Origin of the sequence: Leptospira sarikeiensis (genome assembly GCF_004769615.1) — a bacterium.
GTDB lineage: Bacteria > Spirochaetota > Leptospiria > Leptospirales > Leptospiraceae > Leptospira_B > Leptospira_B sarikeiensis.
This window is the reverse complement of sequence record NZ_RQGF01000030.1, coordinates 1-18,631: the sequence shown is the minus strand read 5'-3', so window position 1 is coordinate 18,631 and position 18,631 is coordinate 1. Positions and strand designations below refer to the sequence as shown.

The 18,631-nt window shown below is 40.9% G+C and carries 19 protein-coding genes; 18 read left to right on the top strand and 1 reads right to left on the bottom strand.

The window, feature by feature from the left end; genetic code table 11:
* The first annotated feature begins 4 nt into the window (after positions 1–4).
* From EHQ64_RS15080 to EHQ64_RS15070, 3 genes are all read left to right on the top strand, one after another.
* Positions 5–1,189, top strand: a complete 1,185-nt coding sequence (locus EHQ64_RS15080) for an HD-GYP domain-containing protein (protein ID WP_135650635.1) — start codon at positions 5–7, stop codon at positions 1,187–1,189.
* A gap of 53 nt (positions 1,190–1,242) precedes the next feature.
* The gene (locus EHQ64_RS15075) at positions 1,243–1,602 is read left to right on the top strand and encodes a YraN family protein (RefSeq protein ID WP_135650634.1); all 360 of its coding nucleotides are present in this window, start codon (positions 1,243–1,245) and stop codon (positions 1,600–1,602) included.
* Between the two features lie 94 nt (positions 1,603–1,696).
* Positions 1,697–1,894, top strand: coding sequence for a hypothetical protein (locus EHQ64_RS15070; RefSeq protein WP_008590301.1), 198 nt, complete (start codon positions 1,697–1,699; stop codon positions 1,892–1,894).
* A gap of 33 nt (positions 1,895–1,927) precedes the next feature.
* On the opposite strand, the gene EHQ64_RS15065 is transcribed toward EHQ64_RS15070, so the two are convergent.
* Entirely contained in the window at positions 1,928–3,463 is a 1,536-nt protein-coding gene (locus EHQ64_RS15065; RefSeq protein WP_135650633.1) for a YifB family Mg chelatase-like AAA ATPase, read from the bottom strand.
* A 91-nt stretch (positions 3,464–3,554) separates the two neighbouring features.
* Between EHQ64_RS15065 and EHQ64_RS15060 the strand changes: the two genes are divergently transcribed.
* From EHQ64_RS15060 to EHQ64_RS14990, 15 genes are all read left to right on the top strand, one after another.
* Positions 3,555–3,920 (top strand): type II secretion system-associated lipoprotein, encoded by a 366-nt coding sequence (locus tag EHQ64_RS15060; protein ID WP_167882417.1) that lies wholly within the window; start codon positions 3,555–3,557, stop codon positions 3,918–3,920.
* Positions 3,889–4,905 carry a M23 family metallopeptidase gene (locus EHQ64_RS15055; RefSeq protein ID WP_425460438.1) on the top strand — a complete coding sequence of 339 codons (1,017 nt, stop codon included), beginning with the start codon at positions 3,889–3,891 and terminating at the stop codon, positions 4,903–4,905. Before EHQ64_RS15060 ends, EHQ64_RS15055 begins: the two co-directional genes overlap by 32 nt.
* A gap of 81 nt (positions 4,906–4,986) precedes the next feature.
* The gene (locus EHQ64_RS15050) at positions 4,987–5,880 is read left to right on the top strand and encodes a general secretion pathway protein GspC (protein WP_135650631.1); all 894 of its coding nucleotides are present in this window, start codon (positions 4,987–4,989) and stop codon (positions 5,878–5,880) included.
* Between the two features lie 7 nt (positions 5,881–5,887).
* Positions 5,888–7,678: a type II secretion system secretin GspD gene (gene gspD / locus EHQ64_RS15045; RefSeq protein ID WP_135650630.1), complete on the top strand. Its 1,791-nt coding sequence runs from the start codon at positions 5,888–5,890 to the stop codon at positions 7,676–7,678.
* Positions 7,679–7,682: 4 nt separating this feature from the next.
* Positions 7,683–9,356, top strand: coding sequence for a type II secretion system ATPase GspE (gene gspE / locus EHQ64_RS15040; RefSeq protein WP_135650629.1), 1,674 nt, complete (start codon positions 7,683–7,685; stop codon positions 9,354–9,356).
* 11 nt (positions 9,357–9,367) lie between these two features.
* Positions 9,368–10,594 (top strand): type II secretion system F family protein, encoded by a 1,227-nt coding sequence (locus EHQ64_RS15035; protein ID WP_135650628.1) that lies wholly within the window; start codon positions 9,368–9,370, stop codon positions 10,592–10,594.
* Between the two features lie 21 nt (positions 10,595–10,615).
* On the top strand, positions 10,616–11,098 hold the full coding sequence (locus EHQ64_RS15030) for a type II secretion system protein GspG (protein ID WP_135650627.1): 483 nt from the start codon (positions 10,616–10,618) through the stop codon (positions 11,096–11,098).
* A 7-nt stretch (positions 11,099–11,105) separates the two neighbouring features.
* The gene (locus tag EHQ64_RS15025) at positions 11,106–11,675 is read left to right on the top strand and encodes a type II secretion system protein (RefSeq protein WP_135650626.1); all 570 of its coding nucleotides are present in this window, start codon (positions 11,106–11,108) and stop codon (positions 11,673–11,675) included.
* Positions 11,656–12,204: a type II secretion system protein gene (locus EHQ64_RS15020; protein ID WP_135650625.1), complete on the top strand. Its 549-nt coding sequence runs from the start codon at positions 11,656–11,658 to the stop codon at positions 12,202–12,204. The genes EHQ64_RS15025 and EHQ64_RS15020 overlap by 20 nt, the downstream gene beginning before the upstream one ends.
* Before the next feature lie 2 nt (positions 12,205–12,206).
* Positions 12,207–12,902: a type II secretion system protein GspJ gene (locus EHQ64_RS15015; protein ID WP_135650624.1), complete on the top strand. Its 696-nt coding sequence runs from the start codon at positions 12,207–12,209 to the stop codon at positions 12,900–12,902.
* Positions 12,899–14,029 carry a type II secretion system minor pseudopilin gene (locus EHQ64_RS15010; RefSeq protein ID WP_135650623.1) on the top strand — a complete coding sequence of 377 codons (1,131 nt, stop codon included), beginning with the start codon at positions 12,899–12,901 and terminating at the stop codon, positions 14,027–14,029. Before EHQ64_RS15015 ends, EHQ64_RS15010 begins: the two co-directional genes overlap by 4 nt.
* Positions 14,029–15,645 (top strand): cell division FtsA domain-containing protein, encoded by a 1,617-nt coding sequence (locus EHQ64_RS15005; protein WP_135650622.1) that lies wholly within the window; start codon positions 14,029–14,031, stop codon positions 15,643–15,645. Before EHQ64_RS15010 ends, EHQ64_RS15005 begins: the two co-directional genes overlap by 1 nt.
* 11 nt (positions 15,646–15,656) lie before the next feature.
* Entirely contained in the window at positions 15,657–16,187 is a 531-nt protein-coding gene (locus tag EHQ64_RS15000) for a hypothetical protein (RefSeq protein ID WP_135650621.1), read from the top strand.
* Between the two features lies 1 nt (position 16,188).
* Positions 16,189–17,148, top strand: a complete 960-nt coding sequence (gene gspN, locus EHQ64_RS14995) for a type II secretion system protein GspN (protein WP_135650620.1) — start codon at positions 16,189–16,191, stop codon at positions 17,146–17,148.
* A 21-nt stretch (positions 17,149–17,169) separates the two neighbouring features.
* A complete protein-coding gene (locus EHQ64_RS14990; protein ID WP_135650619.1) occupies positions 17,170–18,210 on the top strand; it encodes a sulfite exporter TauE/SafE family protein in 1,041 nt (346 codons plus the stop codon).
* Positions 18,211–18,631: the final 421 nt, after the last annotated feature.

Genomic DNA, 18,631 nt, shown 5'->3' with positions numbered 1-18,631 from the left:
GAAAATGAAAAAATTGAACGTGTCCGAACTAAGACCGGGAATGAGATTCACAAAACCAGTCTATCTGGACAAAGAAAATCTGTTTATCACCTCGAACACTCCGATCACGGATTCAGATCTGGAAAGACTGAAACGGTTTGGAATAACTGAAGTACTTACCCATGGTGATATATTAGTGATCGATGTGGATCCCGAAAGATTGGAAACCCAACTAGAGGATTTCATAGTAAGCACGATCGTAGACGAGGATCTTCTTCCTTTAAAAGGGATGTACGATAATCTAAATAGGATCAAAGTACAATTCTCGAATTTATACAAAAACACATTCGCACTCGTCCAGGACGTATACCGCAAAGCCGCAGACGATAAAACTTTCGATTTCGGACCTGTAAGAGACCAAGGAGAGGCCCTTGCGGATTTTGTAAGGACCCATAATAATCTTTCATATCTGATCCTAGGAATGAATAACCCGGGGTATTATTTATATAACCAGATTACCACATCTACATTCTATGCGCTTATCATTGGAAAATTACTGGATTTCTCCCGTCCCAAAATGGTAGATCTTGCGATCTCCTGTTTGGTTGCTGACGTCGGTATGACAAAGGTTCCCGCAACCATTTCAGAAAAGACGGATCAGTTAACGGACGAAGAATACAAATCTATTTTAAAACATACGATCATTGGCTATCAGATCTTAACCCAAAGGATCAAGATCAAAAATAGCCTAGCAGTCGTTGCATTACAGCATCATGAACGTTTTGATGGAAAAGGGTATCCTCAAAAGATCGCAGCTACAGCGATCGAAGAGAATGCTCGGATCTATGCAATCGCGGATAATTTTTCTGCGCTCATCACAAACCGCCCTCATAGACAAAGAGTACTTCCTCACGAAGCGATCAAATCTATGATCAGTATGGATGTGGGAAAATTCGATCTTAAGATAGTTCGAACTTTCTTAAACCAGGTGTCTTTGTATCCAGTCGGATCTTGTGTGGAACTTTCAGACAAAAGAGTTGGGATCGTTCTCGCTGCAAATGCTGATAAACCTCTTAGGCCGTCCATCCGGATCATAAAGGATGAATACGGGACCTTTGTTCGAAATCTGATCCTAGTAGATCTAGTAAAAGAAAATCATCTTTTCATCGTAAAGGCTTTGGATCTACAAGAAGCTACTGCAAACAGCTAAATTTTTCTAGAAAAAATCCAAGCATACTTCTTTCCCAGAGACAGGTATCTGAAATGAAACCTGGATCCAGAAGAAGAATAGAAAAAGGAATTTCCGGAGAAAATTTAGCTGCTCAGCTACTCTCAGAAGAAGGTCATAAAATTTTAGAGAGAAATTTCCGTTTTAGAGACGGAGAAATCGACATAATCAGCGAGAAAGGAAACGTCCTATATTTTACAGAAGTGAAGTATTGGAGCAAAACTTCTCCCATTCATCCTTTGGAAATCTTTCAACTCCCTAAAATGAGGAAGATGAGAACTGTTGCTGAAAATTATTTGAGTCGGAACGTTTCTTATAAAGATCATTTTGTCTCCTTTTCTTTAGCCGTAATCACCGAAAAAAGGGAACTGAAATATTATCTTAATCTATTCTAAAACAATCGTTAAGCGATTTGAAAAACCAGTCGATTTTCGAATTGTCTGCGGGTTCTCAAGGATGAGGACCTTAAATCGTTACAAGGAAGTAACTATGAAAAGCATCCAAATTCTCGGCAACTTGGCCGGGTCGGATCCATTCGGCCCTGATCCAGTTATCCTGAGAAAACGAGGAGTTCCGATTAAAAAGCGGAAATTCGAGGACTATAAGAAGAAGATCGAGGACGAAAACTATATTGATTTCGCCATCGATAAGATCGCTATGGAACTCTCGCATTTCCTGTCAAAGTAACCACAAAAAGAAAACCGTCGAAAGAACAAAAAACTAGGTTACGGCCCTGTTTTCCGGAGACCATCCGGAATTCAGGAAAACAAGGGCCTCCTCCATATTCCTCAATAAAATCTCCTCTGAACCTTCCAAATCAGCAATCGTCCGAGCAACTTTCCGAAACTGAGAAACTTTACGAATACTGAATTTTTGACGATTCGCTGCCTCGTTTAAAAAGGATTCAGATTCCCTAGTCAAACGGATCATCCTTTCCACTTCATCTCCTCTTAATCTACCATTGTATAATTTTCCGGTTTGCCGAAACAATCTATCTGCTTGGATCTCGGCAGCTCTTTGTATTGAATCCCGAATGGATTTTAAATTTACGGAAACCTTCTCCTGGCCAAATCCCCCCGAAGATCCTATATGGTAGAATACTTCGATCCGATCCAAAAAAGGCCCTTGAAAAGGTGCCTGGTAATTTCGAATAGATGAAAGACTACAATTGCAGACTTTCATTAAACTTTGATAATATCCACAGGGGCAGGGATTCGTTGCTCCAATAAATAAAAAAGGAGCGGGGTAGGTAACCGATCCACTAATCCTTGCAACAGTGATCTTTCCTTCTTCCATGGGTTCTCTGAGAGCTTGTAAATTCCTGGAATGAAATTCAGAAAGTTCATCCAAAAATAATATTCCATGCCCCGCTAAGGAGACTTCTCCCATTCTTAATTGTCTGGAACCTCCGACTAAGGAAATATCCGAGGCAGTATGGTGGGGAGTCCTAAACGGCCTTTCTACTTCTGTGTCTGTGAGAAGTTCATTCATTGAACGAATGGATAATAATTCTATTCCTTCCGATTCATGTACTTTGGGCAAAAACCCATAGGCCATTTTTGCGAGCATTGTTTTTCCTGCACCGGGAGGCCCGGACAATAAACAATGATGGAATCCGGCACTTGCAATTTGGATCGCCCTAAGTGCAGGTAACTGGCTCTTATAGAACTCAGATTTCCAAGGAAGTATTTCCGATCGGATCTTGATCTTGGATTTATTCTCCTCTTTCCATCTTCCTTGAAGTAAGGAGACTAAATCTCTCAAATGAGAGATCGCGTAGATCGGAAATTTTCCGAGCACGGAAGCTTCTTCTTTATTCTCTAAGGGAACAACTGCAGCCTTAAATCCAGAGTGAGGAATTCCGTTTAAGATAGGTAGGATCCCTTTCAAAGGTTTTACGGAACCATCCAGCCCTAGCTCTCCTAGTAAAAGAAGCTGTTCTAATTTTTCAGTATTAGGTAATTGGCCGGTTAAATGTAAAATTCCGGCAGCGATCGGAAGATCCAAATAAGTTCCTTCCTTCTTACGTCCCGCAGGGGCCAAATGGACCAAAATATTCTGAAGAGAATATTCGAATCCGCTGTTCTCAATTGCGATCCGGATCCTATCTGAAGATTCTTTGATCGTAGTAGCTGGAAGTCCCGTAATCAGAAATCTAGGAATTCCCCTTTTGATATTGATTTCGACCGAAATCGGAAATGGCTGGATCCCGTCCAGGGATGCACCTAAAAGTTTAGTAAGTTTTACTGTCTCCATAAAGCGTACGGGTCCGGAAATTCCAGACTTGCGCGCTTTTTTTCTAAAAACTAGTTTATCGCATCCGGTCCCTAGATAACTTATGCATGAAATGGTGCGAATCTTCGCTTTTTTCCTGACTCTGTTTACAATTCAATGCGGAGCCAGGTTGATTAAGCAGGAAAAGTTGTCCGAGATCAACGCTCATTACCAGGATAAGATCTATAGCCTAAAAAAGGACACAAAAGTGTCCATGACCGAAACTTTTAAGAAGGGAATGCTGGTCCGAATCTACATCGAGTCGACTCCTTCCTTGATTAAAATAAAATGTTTCCCTGCGGATCAAAAAAGGGAGCATGCAATCGGTAGGTTGGTTGCTTATCAGGTAAACGACGACATAGAGAAAAAGACCATCAGTATAGAGGATTTGGATAAGATCGTTGAAAATGAGCTCACGGAATATAAAAAGAAAAAGTAGCCGTCGTTCGCCCTTGGGTTCAAGAAGGGAACCCGACTCGACCGATATTAAATATGTGAAACGGACGATTCTTTGCCTTCCCATTATTTCGGCCATGCTTACATCTTCTTTATCGGCCGATCCACTTAAAAATTACGAAAACGCGATTAATGATTACGCGAATAAGGATTCTTCCTTTTTTACGGATAAGGAAGAGCGTAAGATCAAACAATTATTCTCCCAATCTCCGGAAGAATGGGAAGATACCGAAAAGTATTCTTCTTTAAGTTATCATAAAGATAAGTCCAATTTAGAACTTCCTTCTTTTATCAGCATCAATCCGATCATATCTTCTAAAATCGTGAATCAAAGCGGCTATATAGTTAAATCCTATGTCGTAAAACCTAAGGATACTTTATTCAGGATCGCTAAAACCCTGAAATCTACCGCAGCTAAAATTACAGAGGCGAATGGACTAAAAAAAGGTTCTCCTTTAAAAGTAGGACAAAGCCTTAACGTTCCTGTAAAAGTAGGAAATGCTTCCCGCCAAAAAATAGAATACAAAAGAGTATTTATCACTCCTGTTCTAGGCGCTAGATTTTCTTCCAGATACGGTAAAAGAAAAGATCCGTTCCATACCGGAGGAGGGGGCTACCACACTGGTATCGATCTAGCTGGTCCTCAAGGAGCTCCTATCCTTGCTTCAGCTGACGGAGTCGTTAGCTTTGCAGGTGTAAATGGAGGTTACGGGAATTCTGTCATTATCGACCATCCAAACGGTTACAGAACGATGTATGCGCATTGTGCTAAAATTACCGTCGAAGAGGGAACGAAAGTTAAAGCAGGCACGGTCATAGGTGCCGTAGGTCGTACAGGCTCCGCTACTGGATCCCACCTTCATTTTGAGGTGTTCTATAACGGAAACAGGATCAATCCAGAAGCGGCGCTCAGGAAAACCTTAAAAATTGTTACCAACCTGGATCCAGGCAAAGTAGCAAAAATCTAACCATTTACTTTATAAAAAGCCGGTACCACTATGGATCCGGCTTTTTTAGAATGAATCCGTGGGAATATCCGAAGGGCGGCAATGAACGCAATTTTTATCGAATTCAGAAAACATACTTTTTATGTTCTGATCCCCGTTGTGATATTCTTTTCCTTTTCCTTGGCATATCTTTTTCGAGGTATTCTTCTACTTTTTCTGACCCCGAATGTTCAAACAGGTTCCTCCACAGCCGCTCCAAGACGACCTGTATCTGAAAATCCTATCACTTTGGATATGTCCAAAGAAATGGTGACCGGTTCCTTATTCAGGGGAAGTTTAGCGCCACCTCCCGGAGAAGTTCCTGCAGGAGTTGATGGAACTCCTGGAGCTCCTCCAGACACAGGAGAAGGCGAGGAAATGAGAATTACAGGAACCTTAAGTGGTCACTGGAGTTTTGCACGGGTCACTATTTTAGAAAAAGGGAAACAAAACGCGGAAGAATTCGCAATGGGTGAAGTGATCGCAGGATACAAAGTAAAATCCATTCTACTCAACCATGTTGTTTTAGAAAAAGGCGGCTCCTCGTTAAAAGTTGAGATCGGCCAAACCCCTGGAGAAGCTAGGGCGAAATTAGGGGCACAAGCGGATGTTCCGGGTGGCCCTCCTGCGGCGGACACAGTTCGTAAAATCCTGTCCAGACAGGACGTGAATCGGAAATTAGCGAACGTAGCCGAGCTTTATAAGGGAAAGTTCGGCCCATATTTGGAAAATAACACGATTGCTGGATATAAAATTTATAGTATAGGCAGTGATCATATTTTTTACTCTTTAGGAGCAAGAACCGGGGACGTGGTCCGACGGGTCAACGGAATGCCTTTGAACGATACGGTCAAAATGATGGAGATATGGAATTCCCTCAAAACAGCCGATAAAGTATCCGTAGACGTAGAGAGAATGGGCAAGATACTGTCCTATGAATTCATCATCCGGAATTAAAGATTAGATGCGCAAAACAGATTTACGATCCAGATATTTAAGAAACGCGGCATTCGCGTTTTTACTTCTTCTTTCGGTAAACGAGAGCTTATTGTCTCAGGCCAAAAAAGGAAATAAAAGAAGTACAACCGCTCCAACTGCGGAAGACAACAAAGAAAAGACCTTCTTTGCCAACTGGAGAGATACTGAACTAAACGATTTCTTAAAAGGGATGAGCGCGATCCTAAAGAAGAATATTCTATTGGATGAGAGTTTAAAAGGAAAGAAGATCACGATCATTTCCCAAAAGGAAATCCCGGTCAAAAATGCATTTCCTTTCATGAAAGCCGTTTTGGAATCCATGGGTTTCGCTGTGGTTGAGGAAGCCGATCTGATCACAATCGTAAAACTAAAGGATGCTCTTGCCAGATCTCCTTATGTTCGAGTCGGTAAAGACCCAATTCCGGAAAATGAATCTTTAGACAATCGTATCATCACTCAAATCATTCCGGTGGAAAACGTAAAGCCGGAAGAATTGGAACCGATCTTAAAAAGATTAACTTCTCCGAATACGGACGTAATCGTTTATAGAAATACGAATACGATCGTACTTTCCGGATCCACTGCAGACATCAATAAACTACTTACCTTAGTAAACGAGTTAGATGTAAGACCGGACGAAACTAGTCCCGGGGCAGTCGCTTCTGCCGGAGACGTCCATATTTATACATTAGAATTTAGTGAAGCGGAGAAGATCGCAGCTACTCTGATCAAATTAGATAATCCTAATGTAGGAGATCTTCCTACCCCAAGCGGAGTACCTGGAGCGCCGCCTCCGCCAGCACCGAAGGTGGAAAAGATCAAGGCAGTCGCTCATAAAGAATCCAACTCTGTGATCGTAACCGCTACGGAAGCAGAATGGAATGAGATCAGAAAGATCATTCGGGTTTTAGATTCTGCAAGAAAACAAGTATTATTAGAAGTTTTGATCGTGGAACTTTCTTCCACAGACACAAATGATTTCGGTATAGATTGGAGATTCCAAGGTCAGGGTCCTTATAGCCAGTTCAACTCAGGACTTGCCAAAGAAGGAAATATCATCAACTCCAGCGGTAGGATCAATCCGAACTTAAACACATTGTCCGGTTTCTCCTTAGGTTTCGTACAAGCTGGAGCTCAACAGATCCTAGGTATCTTAAGTGCGAACCAAGGAAATGAAAACTTCAACGTATTATCCGCTCCACAAGTTTTGACATTAGATAACCAAGAAGCGGAGATCAACGTAGGTCAGGACGTTCCGGTAAGGACCCAAAGTCGTAACGCAGGTCTGGGTGGAGCGAACGCGGTTACCGTGGACAACTACGAATATCGTCCTACTGGAATTAAACTTAAATTCACTCCTCATGTGAATAAGAATAATCGGATCACTTTGGATCTTTTACAAGAGATCAAGAACATTGCCTCCATCGCTCTTGCAGGTGGTAACCCTACATTCAATAGAAGGGAAGTAAAAACTACGATTACGATCGATAACAGACAAACTATTGTGATCGGGGGTTTGATCTCCAACGATAAACAAAAACGTCTAATTAAGATCCCTCTACTAGGAGATATTCCTTATCTTGGTTGGATCTTCCGTAGGACCACGGAACAATTAAAAAAGACGAATTTGATGGTTTTTATCACTCCTCATATCTTGGACAATCGCGAACTTGCTGATAAGATGACTGTAAAGAAAAAACTCCAGCAAGAAAGATACGAAATCGAAAGGGAAAGGGTTCTAAATAAGGAAGCCACTATCAAGGAACGCGGAGAATAAGATCGTGAAAACTCTAGGCGATATTCTCGTAGAAGACGGGGTAATCTCTGCCAAGGATTTGGAAGATTCTCTTAAACTTCAGAAAAAGAATCATTTACCCCTAGGACATATTCTTCAGAAAAAAGGGATCGCGGGAGAAGTAGACGTTCTCAAGGCGATGGCCCGCCTATACAAAATGGAATTCCGGGAAAAACTGGAATTTAAGGGAATGGAAGAAGTTTACGATCGTATCCCTTTAAAGCTCATCCAAAAGAGTAGACTCGTTCCTTTCGAATTAAATAAAAAGACCATAAAGATCGCGATCTCGGATCCGTCGGATCTACACCCGATGGACGATGTGCGATCCGCATTAAAAGAATTTAAAGTAGAATTCATCCTCGTTCCGGAACCGGAAGTAATGAGGATCATCCATTCCCAGTTCGACAACACTTCCGCTGCTGCGAAAGATATGTTGAATGAGATGGAAGGAAGTTTTTCGGAACTCGCAGAAGGTTTCGATAACGAGACGATCGATCTTTCGGACGACGCCCCGATCATCAAAATGGTGAACGTGATCCTGTCCCAAGCAGTAAACGAAAGAGCTTCGGATATTCACGTAGAACCGTACGAAAAAAGTTTAGTGGTCCGCTACAGGATCGATGGGATCTTACACAACGTTCTTACTCCTCCCAAATCTTATCATGCTGGGATCACTTCCCGTATTAAGATCATGTCCAATCTGAACATTGCAGAAAACAGGCTTCCTCAAGATGGTAGGATCAAACTCAGGCTTGCAGGAAAGGATGTGGATATCCGGGTTTCGACCATTCCTTGTCAGTTCGGAGAACGGATCGTAATGCGTCTCTTGAATAAGACAGATCAGAAATATTCCTTAGAGACGATGGGATTTTATCCAGACCTCGTCAAAACTCTTAGAACTCTTATTTACGAACCTCATGGAATTATCCTCGTAACCGGCCCTACGGGTTCCGGTAAATCCACAACTCTCTATTCCGCTCTTACAGAATTGAATACGGAAGAAAGAAATATCATCACCTGCGAAGACCCAGTGGAATATCAGATCGATGGTGTTTCCCAAATGCAGATGCAGGAAAAGATCGGTCTCACATTCGCAACAGGACTTCGAGCGATCCTCCGTCAGGACCCGGACGTTATCATGGTGGGGGAGATCCGGGACGAAGAAACTGCAAGGATCGCGATCCAAGCATCTCTTACGGGTCACTTAGTATTTTCTACATTACACACAAACGACGCAGCATCCGCAGCTACAAGGCTTGTGGATATGGGAATTGAACCTTATTTGATCACTTCTACCGTTTTAGGCTTCATGGCACAAAGGCTTGTAAGAACTATATGCAAAGAATGTAAAGTTTCTTACAAACCTACGCCTGCAGAGTTGGAATCTCTCGGAATTTCTAAAAAAGAATTAAAGGGTGGAGTTCTTTATAAAGGGCAAGGTTGCTCTCATTGTATGAATACCGGTTTCAAAGGAAGAACGGGCGTATACGAACTTCTGATCATCAATACTCATATTAAAAACGCGATCTTAGCAGGCTCTGATACAAACAAGATCAATGATGTCGCTTTGGAAAACGGATTTACCACAATGAGAGATTATGGGATAAGAAAGGTATTGGACGGAGTCACGACACCTGACGAGGTTCTCAGGGTTACCTAAGTTTTTTCCCGATGGCTCTTTATACATATATAGCATTTAATAAAAAAGGAAAGGAAGAGAAGGGAATCATAGATGCCCCGAATATCCAATCCGCAAGATCCAAACTCAAGAGTAAAGGGTTCTACGTTCGTCAGATTTCCGAAGACGCGGAAAGAAAGGACAGGGAACTTTTTCCTTTTTTAGCAAAACTTCTCTATCGTGTTCCTAAAAAGATCATAGGACTTTTCTCCAGACAACTTGGAACATTATTGGGTGCTGGAATTCCTTTAGACAAATCTCTCGCAAGTATCATAGAACAAACAGACCATGAAGTATTTAGAAAAGTAGTGGTCGCAATGCAAGCGGATATCACGGAAGGAAGTTCTCTTTCAGACGCGATGAAAAAACATCCGGATGTATTTCCGAACCAATATCCTTCCTTGGTTTCCGTGGGGGAAAGAACGGGAGACTACGAGACTGCACTTATGCGTCTTGCTGAGATGGAGGAAAAAAACCTACAGCTCAAAGGAAAAGTTACCACAGCACTCGTATATCCTGGGATCATTTTCTGCTTATTGCAGATCGTGATCATTTTCCTACTTACCACTGTTGTTCCTCAGATCGAACATCTATTCGTAGAATTTAATGCAACACTTCCCACGATCACAAGGATCGTGATCGGAAGTTCCAGATTATTGACCGGCTATTGGTTCTTGATCTTTCCTATGATCGGGGCCGCGGTAGTTGGATTTTTCTTTTATAAATCCACTCCGGAAGGTAAGGAGAAATGGGAAAAATTCGTTCTTAGGATCCCAATCATTCGCACCTTAAATAAAAAAGTGCTTATCTCCAATTTTGCGAGAAATTTAGGGATCCTTCTCACAAATAGGGTACCTCTTATTATTTCCCTTCAGATCGTAGAACAGATCGTAAATCATTCCGTTTTTGGACAAGAAATTCGGAATGCATGCGATAGAATCCGAGAAGGAGAGAAACTTTCCGCTGCATTCACTGGGTCTGAAATACTGCCTCAACTCGTATTGGGTATGATGTCAGCAGGGGAAGTCTCAGATAGGGTTCCGGAAATGTTGAATAAACTCGCGGAAATTTACGACCAAGAGGTTGATTCCGCTTTGAAAAACGCAACTCAGGCAATCGAGCCGTTAATGCTCGTCTTTATGGGTTTTGCAATCGGTATTATTATGGCGGCGATCATCGTTCCGATGTTCAGCTTGACCCAGAATTTACAAGGTATATAAATACAAATAGGAGAATCGACTTTGAAAACGAGAAATAAACGAAAGAAAGGATTCACTCTTATCGAACTAGCAATCGTCGTCGCCATTTTAGGAGCGTTAATGACGATCATTCTCGTCAGCGTGGATTTCGGTGGAGTGAGTCTCGAAACTGCGAAGATGAAGATCAAAAAGGATAAACAAGAACTTAGACTTCATTTGGAAAGATATGCATCCAAATTCGGATCTTATCCTAGTGAAGAGCAAGGATTGGACGCTTTAGTAGAAAAACCTACTACTGGAGAAGTTCCTGAGACTTGGATCCCTATGATCAGCAGCAAGGATTCCATCAAGGACCCTTGGAAAAACCCTTACAAGCTCAGATATGACGGAGGGGGAGAAATCCAGATCATTACGTATGGACAGGACAAAGCGGAAGGCGGAGAGGGTTTGAACTCGGACTTCGATATTACGAAAGAAGAACAATATCCAGCTCAATTCACGTCTGCTTCAGGTTCCAAGAAATAATTTTTAAATGAACAGAAGCGCGATTAGCCGGATCCGTTCCGGCTTTACATTAATCGAATTAGGAGTCGTGGTATTCCTGATTGGAGCAATGTTCGCTCTTGTTCTTCCTTCCTTAGTCAATTTAATGACCCCTGGTGCTCAAGAAGAAGCAATGCTTTTGCATGATGTGGTCAATTTCTGTTTTCGTCGGGCAAAGCTGAATCAAACAACAGTTTATCTTCAATTAAATGTGGATAACGAAACTTATTCCATCCTTGATATAGAAAGAGATGAAACTGGTTTAAAAGAATCTCCCGTATTTCAGGACAGGGAACTTCCTAGTTCTTCAGCGATCGTGGACGTGATGGACGGAAGAGGTTATAGATACGTAACCGGTAAGGTTCGGATCCCATTCTCTCCTATGGCTGTGGCCGAAGATTTTTATATTCACCTAGGACCGGATCCAGAGATCACAAGGACCTTGATCATCAAACGTTACGGCGGAAAATCTGAAATAGAAGACGGAGAAGTTGTAGTCTCCAAAGAAAAATTGGAAGAATACAAAAGAAACGACGCGTATGGTACGGGTAAGTTTTAAAAAAAGAAATCCTCTTCGTAAACGCCAAGGATTTACAATTTTAGAAATGACCTTGGCATTTGCAATTGCCGCAGGTTGGCTCTTGTACGTATTGATGGTTGTTTCAGAAGGGATCCGTCTTAAAAAAGTCGCAGCCTTACAATTAGAAGCGACTCATTTAGCTAAGATCAAAATGGCACAGATAGATTCTGCTACAATTCTACAAGCAGACACAAGTTCCGGAGATATTCCAGGCTATGAGAATTGGAGATTCACCACTATTATAAAAGAGGAAAATTTAGATCTTCTCAAGATGGCAGGAAAAGAATCCGGAAAAAAACCGGAAGACCTTTTAGGCGGAACGAATTCCAGTATGAATCAACTTATAGCCAAACGTACCGGAAACAACCAAGGTTCAGCGACCGGGGGACTTATCGCAGTATTTCATATTTTCGTAACGATAGAATATCCTACAGGTGGAAGGGACAACCAGGGAAATCCCGTTAAAGAACAATATACTATAGAGACCTATAAGGCGAGGATGAACTAATTTTGAAAAATCCTTCGCAATATTCTAAACTTCTTATTAACCTTCGCAAAGGAAGAAGATCCGGTTTTACCCTGATAGAACTCACCATCGTAGCCGCGCTACTCGGAGTTTTGCTCGGAATGGTATTCGGGACTTATGCAACTATACTAAAAGTCACAAGACCGAATGCAAGCACGGAAGGTGTGGATCGTGAAAAAGCGATCTCGGTAATAGAGAATATTAGAAGTACTTTAACTATGGCATTCTATTTCCAGACGGAAAAAAACTTGGTCTTTGTGAGTAGAAGAGGCCGCAAATCGGAAGACGGTCCGAGGCATCCAGGAGAAAGTACAAAAGATCATTTTATCGTATTTGCCGCAGTCCATCCAAACTCGGAAGAAGTTTCACTTCCAGAAGTAAGAGAAGTAGAGTTTTATTTAAAACAAAAAGACGGAACAGATTATTATACTCTAATGAAAAGAGAGGATGAGATCGTCGATCGATATCCTTTTACAGGCGGACAGGAATACGAGCTGTTGGATAATGTGAAAGCTCTTTCTTTTAAATTTTCCAAAACAGGAAAAGAATGGGAAGAAGAATGGGACTCACTTCAGAGAAAAAGTATCCCTCGTTTGATCCGGATAGAGATCATCGCGAATATGGGAAACAAGGAAAGACGTTTTGAGACCTTGGCATTTCCGGGGATGTTACTAAAATGAATTCCGGCCTTGGCTTAAAAACCAGAAGATACTCCAAAAGAAAAGGAGCGATCGTTATGCTTCTTGTGGCTGGGATCGGTGTAGCTGCACTCACTACCACATTAGATTTTGCGGAAAGATCTATGGCGGAGTATAAGATCTCTCAAGGTGAAATGTCAGGATTCAAGGCTTCACTTCTTGCCAAAGCAGGTTTTCAAGGAGCTCTTGCAGCATTACGTAAAATCCCGGAAGAACAATTGTACCAATCCGGGATCGGCTTAAATCCACCTCCAGTTCCTATGGGTGGAGGTTGGATCTACTACAAGATCCAAGGGGAAGATGGAAGAATTAATATCAATTCTATCTTTAACGCGGACACAAAAGAATTAAATTTACGAAATCAGGAAATGGCCCAACGTTTATTAGAGCGTCTGGGTATGAAGAGAGATCTTCTGAACCCAGTCGTAGATTGGTTGGACGATGATAGCCAGGGAAATTTCGAACTTCCATATTATGAAAAATTGACCCCGCCTAGAAAGATCAAAAATGCATACATGTATTCTCTTTCCGAATTAACATCCGTAAAAGGTTTCGATCCTAAAATCGTATATGGATCCCAGAAACCACCCGATTACGAACAGAAATATTCCAAAGATTTTATGTCCGACGAGGAAAAAAGCCTGATCGGTGAGTCCGATTTTGTGCTCGGAAATAATCTAACCGCTTTCGTTCCATTCCAGAGGAATTACGACGACAGAATCAACTTGAACGCCGCGCCTTATTTCGTTTTAATGTCTCTATCCGATTTTATTAACCGCCAGACCGTACTTCAGATCATGAAAATGAAGATCAAAAAGGGCGGTTACCTAAAAGAGATAAAGGATCTGGAAACGGTTCCGGAATTCCAAGTTCCTTCCGTGGGTGGACTTTCCCTATATAAAGAATTAGCGGGAGAAGGAACGGATGTCTCCGGGGGAAGGATCAAAACAAAGGGAGAAATTTTCAGGATTACCGCTGTTGGAGAAGTGGAAAGGAACTATAATCCTAAAAAAAGTTCCGATGTTATGAAAGGCCCGAAATTAGTCAGAAGAATTACCGGGATTTTCGATTTAACCAATAACCTGATGTTGTACTATAGAGAAGATTAATGTTCTTATATGAAAAATTCTTAACACTGGATTACGGAACGAATTCCGTAAAAGGCGCACTTTTTCAAAGAGTCGCCGGAAATCTGACCCTTCTTAGGGCGGAATCCATGCCAATCTCCAAAATGGAGGAAAAAGAATACGAAACGAATGTTCTTCGTTTTTTAAATACGTATTTCCCGGACGAGAGTGCGATAGTTCTTTCTCTTTCTTTAGATAGATTATTCGTAAGAGAAATTGAGATCCCTCTTACGACCGAAAAAGCGGTAAAAGAAGTTATTCCGTTCGAAATAGAAAGTAGGGTCCCTTTCCCTATGGAAACTGTGGAAGTTTTAGGTTCCATCTGGAGGATCGATCAGGAAAAATCGGACGTAATCACTTATACTTCTCATCATTCCGAATTCGACACTCTTGCTTCTCCATTCCAAGAATCTAAACTCGTTTTCAGAGGGATCTTTGTTGATTCAGTATGTTTAGGTTCGGTTATATCCAAACATATCCATAAAGAGATCCAATTTGCGAATATCGCTCAGTTAGATATAGGCGGAAAAAAATCCATCCTGAATGTAACCAAGGACGGAAAGATTGCTCATACTCGTTTCCTCTCCATCGGAGGAGATAATTTAACGGAAGAAATTTCAAAATCCCTTAAGATCCCTAAAGATAAAGCAGAAGCACTTAAGACAAGTATTCAGTTTGAACCGTTCCATTCTCCGGAAGACGGTTTAAATCTATTCGCGAAAGAATATAAACTCAAAGTAGCGGATATCAAAAAGGCTTTTACGATCGCACAAGAGTTCTTTGCAGATTTAAGTGAAGAGGTAAGAAGAAGTTTTCTTTCCTTAGAAGAAACGGAAAGACCCGAAGTGATCTATCTTTCCGGAGAAGGAAGTAAGACCAAAGATCTAGAATCTTTTCTGGGAGAAAACTTAGGTATCCAAGCAAGAAGATACGATTTCTTAAGTTCGGATCCGGATCGATTTGCCACCTGCTATGGAATGGCTTATCATCTGATCCAATCCAAAAAAGCAAAGGTAGACTTTTTAGAAACTCCTTACGTTAAAAGACTGAATAAGAACATATTCGATCTAAGCGTATTTAAACCCCATATCATCTTAAGTTCAGTTTCTTTAGTACTTTTGATCGGAGTATTCTTTTTAGGGATTATTTCTGATAAAAGAAAACTAGCGGCTGCTAATAAGATCCTGGCGGAAAAAGTAAAAACTAGCACTGGAACGAGTGTTCCTTCTACCAGAGATCCTCTGGAATTCGCAAGAAGTCTAAAAGAAGGAGCTGAACGAAAAACTGAATTATACAGAAAGTATCTAGATAAACCGAGTGTGTTAGACGTGCTTCATGAGATTTCTTTAAAGTTTCCCGATCCTGGCATGCAAGCATTCTTATTCCAAAGTATTACGTATGATAACGGTTCCGTTTCTATCCAAGGAGCGGTCAACGAGATCTCAGAGATTGGAAAAGTCCAAGATTCATTAGCTCGTTCTCCTATGTTTAAAAATGTAAAGTTGGATAGTAACCGTCCGAACTTCGGGCTCAAAACTTTTAAAGTCACATTTGTGATCAAACTGGAGGTTACCTCTAAATCCGGCGATTCCGACTGAGGGGAACATCTATGTGGCAAAAATTACAACCTAGGGAAAAACTTTTACTCCTAATCGCAGCCGGACTAATCCTGGTTTTGATCCTATTTTTGGTGGTCCGTAAGGTTTATAGACTTAGAGCGGAACTTTCAGATACAGTCAATAATACTCCGGCTCTCGCTGCTCAGATCGATGGGCTCATTTCCGACTATTTGTTTTTTAGATCCTTAGAAAACGTAAATACAGGAGAAAACGATCAAAGTGCTTTCGCAGCTAAGCTGGAAAGAATTTTCGCAGATAATGGAGTGAAGGATAGAATCTCAACTATGAGACCGATCCCAGCGAAACTGATCGACAAAAACAAATACCAAGTTATCGTTTTCGAAGTGAATTTGCGCGGAGTCCCTTTGGAAAATGTAATGTCCGTTCTATACGATATAGACAAGGGAAATAAAGTAAACGCTCGGGTGGAATATTTCCAAACGAACAAACCGTACCAGGATAAAGGTACGTACGACGTGAATATGAAAATCGCGGCTTATAGTGTCGCTCCTGGTAAATAAGATGCCTCGTGGAAAAAAAATAGAAGTAGAAGAAGAGGAAGAACTAATCTCCAACGAGGAAGAAGAATTCCTCACGATGGAATTGGAGGAAATTCCGGCGGAAGAAGAGGAAGAGATTCCTAGATTTTCCGTAAAACAATTATTGATACTGATCGGAAGCGGAGTAGTTTCCTTTTTACTTTTTCTTCTCTTATTATTCCCGTACGAAAATATAGTGCGACAAATGATGAGTTCCTCATCAGGACAACCGAGTAGCGTTTTCTTTAATGAATTATCCGTTTCAGTTTTACTCGGTAAAGTATCCGTTCAGTCCATGGAAATCATGGGCCAAACAGTTAAGATCAGATCCAAATATGCACAAATCAAGGCAGGACTTTTTTCCCTACTTAGAAAGAAAGTGAATGGGGATTTTGAAGTCCAGGATATGGAGATCGAATACGACGGAAAAACTCTAGGAGAGATCGGAGCGCTTGAAGGGCATTTACAATTGGATTCGGTTGTTGTTCCTGCAAGTAGATATAGCGGATCATTTTCTCTAAAAATGCCGGAAGGCAAATTTGGTTCATTCCCGAATCTACCCGAAATTCCTTTTATCGGAAAGATAGAAAACTTCTTCGTAAATAAGATCCTGATCACTTCCAGAATAGATCAAGGAATGATTGAATTTGAAGAATTCGTGATAGATACTTCCGTAGCTAGATTGGATTTACACGGAAATCTGAGATTATCGGATTCTTTTTCAAATTCTCAATTGAATCTAAGAGTTTGTTTTGAGCTCGAAAGGAATTTCGCTTCGGCTGCAGAAAATCAGATCATTGTGGAAGCTTTGAATCTCTTGGAAAAAAGCGGAGGCGGGAAATGTGTTCCGATTACTGGTACTTTTCAAAGACCTGAATTCAAGATCCCTGGCTTAAATGCGCCTGCCGGTTTACCTGGTTCTCCTGGTGGTGTAATTCCTTAATAATTAAACAAATCGCTTCCGATGATTTCCACATTAGTCCTCTTATTCTTAGGATCAATTTTGGCATTTTGGATAAGCTCCGTATGCGGAGGAGGGGCCAGCTTAATACTGATCCCTATATTATCCGGATTATTAGCGACCTCGATCGTTCCCTTTTCCTTAACTGTTGGTACTGCAGCCAGTTCGATTTCAAGAATTCTGGTGTTTAGAAAAAGTATCCATTGGAAGATATTCTATCGGTTCGTTCCTTTTTCGATACCCGCGGTCTTACTTGGAGCCTGGCTAATAAAATTTTTAAATCCTTTATACCTCCAGTTATTCATATCTATTTTTCTGATCGCGAATCTTCCACAGATCTTAAAGTCCAAAGCGGATCTAGACAAAAAGGAAATTGAATATTCGAATTTTGTTTTAGCCTCTCTCGGATTTATTTCCGGTTTTATCTCCGGGATCACCGGAGCAATCGGTTTGGTATTTAATCGATTTTATCTAAAATACGGACTAAACAAAGAAGAGATCATAGCCACTAGAGCTGCTAATGAACTTTTTCTACATTTATTCAAATTAATCGTCTATATCTCTTTAGGATTTTATTCTGAATTTGCACTGTATCTCGGGCTCTCCATCGCGTTTGCTTCTTTCATTTCCTCGTATACTATAAAGTATATATTACCTTATATTAGTGATCTAGTTTTCAAAAAGATCGGTTACGGATCTATGATCATTGCGGGGATTTTCTTACTTTCAAATTCCTTTTTGCAAATAGTCGATAAGGATAATATTCATGTTTCTAGGAATTGGATACTGGGAGAAGCTGAAACCACAGTCAACTGGAGAGAAAGTAGTTTTATACTTGAATTTGAGTTAGATGACGGGTTAGAAATTGAAAGGCCTATACAACCTATAGAGTTACCGGATCATCTGAGAACTAAGTATGATCTCCTAATCCAGGAATATGATAAAATTCTAATCGAAAAGGTTTTTCAATTCCGCAAACCCACTTCTTACGAATTCTATTGTTATAAAGGAATTTCCCTAACAAAGCTCGAATTTTCAGAATAAAAAAGCCTCCTAGTAAAACAGAATCTGATGTATGAGAAAAAAAACTTTCCAAAACCTGAATTTACGTTCCGTTCCTTGAACGCAACTCCGTCGGTCTACTCAAGTCCGAATGGTGCAACTCCTTAGATGCAATGGAGCAAAACTTTTAGGAATAATCGTTTAACGTTCTTACTTCCATATCCCAAAAGTGATACTTGTCATAAGAACGTTATATTTCACAGAATCCGGCAAAAAAGAAATATTTTTCCATTTCTGTGTCAGTTCTCCTTGCTGGATTAGATATATTTTTCACTGTTGCCTATACCTTGGGGTTTATTCCTTTTTCGATGACATTCAGCTTATTCGGCAAATTATTTCGGAGACGCTTCAGGGCATTTTTCATTTTCTTTTTCGTTATTTCCCTAATTTTCAATTTAGAGAT